The following is a 1,946-nucleotide window of genomic DNA, read 5'->3' as shown; positions in this document are numbered from 1 at the left end:
CGCGGTCCGGGGCGGCCGGATGGTTTCTTCTGTGCCCAGCCACGGGCGGTTTTTTGTCCCTTCAACCACACCGTCGACCATTTTGATTTATCGTTATAAGTTGTCAGACAACTGTTAACTACTCCTGCCTGTATCGGTATCACCTCCCTCGAAAGCGTTTCATGAGCAGCTTGCAATCCGTCAACGCCCGCACCGGCGAAACCCACGGCCAGCCCCTTGCCACCTCCACCCCCGAGCAGATCGACGCCGCCGTGCAGGCCGCGCGCGCCGCCGCCGCGCCCTGGGGCGCCAGCAGCGGTGCCCAGCGCGCAGCCCTGCTGCAGGGCCTGGCCACAGCGCTCGAAGGAGAGCGCGAGAAGCTGGTCGCCTGGGCCGACCTCGAAACCGCCCTCGGCCCGGTGCGCCTGAACGGCGAACTCGACCGCACCACCTTCCAGCTGCGCCGGTTTGCCGACATCGCTGCCCGCGGCGTGCCGTTTGAACAGGTGGACGACACGGCCGTGGCCGGCGCGCCGCCCGTGGGCCACCCGGCCATGCGGCTGCAGCGCGTGCCGCTGGGCCCGGTGGCCATGTTCGCGGCCAGCAATTTCCCGTTCGCCTTTTCGGTGCTGGGCGGCGACACCGCCTCGGCCCTGGCCGCCGGCTGCCCGGTGGTCGTCAAGGCCCACCCGGGACACCCCGGCCTGTCGCAGCAGGTGTTCAGCTTGATCCAGCGCGTGCTCAAGGACCAGGGCCTGCCCGCCGGCCTGATCGGCCTGGTGCAGGGCGCGGCGGTGGAGGTGGGCGTGCAGCTCATCCGCCACCCGCTGATCGCCGCCGGCGCCTTCACCGGCTCCACCCGAGGCGGCCTGGCCCTGCAGGCCGAAGCCAACGCCCGCCCGCGCCCCATCCCGTTCTACGGCGAACTCGGTGCCATCAACCCGCTGGTGGCGCTGCCCGCCGCGCTGGCCGCCAAGGGCGCCGAGCTGGCCACCACGCTGGCGGGGTCCATCACCCTGGGCTGCGGCCAGTTCTGCACCAACCCCGGCCTGCTGGTGCTGGTGGATGGCCCGGAGTCCGACGCCTTCACCGAACAGCTGGTGCTGGCCCTGTCCAAACAGCAGCCGCACCCCATGCTGACCGCCGGCATGAAGACCGCGTTTGACGCCGGTATCAGGCACTTCCTCGATGCGGGCGCGTTGTCGCTGCTGCAAGGCCAGGGCGCGGCGCCCGCGCCCGGCCCGCAGCTGCTGCAGGTCAGCGCCCAGCGCTTCATCGAACGCGCCGAACTGCGCGAAGAGGTGTTCGGCCCGTCCAGCCTCATCGTGCGTTGCGCCGACCTGACCCAGGTGCAGGCCGTGCTGGCCGCCGTGGCCGGCAGCCTGACGGTGACCCTCTGGGGCGCCGACGACGACACCGAACAGAACCGCGCCCTGGTGCGCAGCGCCACCGCCATCGCCGGCCGTGTGCTGTTCGCCGGTGTGCCCACCGGCGTGGCCGTCACCGCTGCTCAGCAGCACGGCGGCCCCTGGCCCGCCAGCACCGCGCCCATGACCACCTCGGTCGGCGACGCGGCGCTCAACCGCTTCCTGCGCCCGGACTGCCTGCAGGACGCGCCGGCCTGGCTGGTGGCGCGCGGCGGCGTTCCGTGCTGAGCGCCCAGGCCCACGCCACCAGCGTCTTCAGCCGCCCGCGCAACGTCGTGCTGCTCGCGACGTTGTGCTGCCTGCTCTGGGGCAGCGCGTACCCGGCCATCAAGGGCGGGTACGCGCTGCTGGGCATCGCGCGCGACGACACGGCGGCGCAGCTGGCCTTCGCGGGCTGGCGTTTTCTGCTTGCGGGCGGGTTGCTGCTGGTCATCGCGCGGCTGATGGGCAAGCGCGTGTTGGCGCTGGCCCCAGCGCAGTGGGGTCAGCTGGGCCTGCTGGGGCTGGCGCAGACCGCGCTGCAATACGTGTTCTTCTACG

1 protein-coding gene and 1 pseudogene are annotated in these 1,946 nt (G+C 71.7%); both read left to right on the top strand.

The window, feature by feature from the left end; translation table 11 throughout:
• Positions 1-161: 161 nt before the first annotated feature.
• Positions 162-1,634 (top strand): aldehyde dehydrogenase (NADP(+)), encoded by a 1,473-nt coding sequence (locus tag ACR2JA_RS12175; RefSeq protein ID WP_434009345.1) that lies wholly within the window; start codon positions 162-164, stop codon positions 1,632-1,634.
• A pseudogene (locus ACR2JA_RS12170) lies at positions 1,628-1,946 on the top strand (EamA/RhaT family transporter); the annotation flags it as partial. The gene ACR2JA_RS12175 and the pseudogene ACR2JA_RS12170, both read left to right, overlap by 7 nt.

Source organism: Hydrogenophaga sp. (genome assembly GCF_051007235.1).
GTDB lineage: Bacteria > Pseudomonadota > Gammaproteobacteria > Burkholderiales > Burkholderiaceae_C > Hydrogenophaga.
This window is presented reverse-complemented; position numbering and strand designations above follow the sequence as displayed.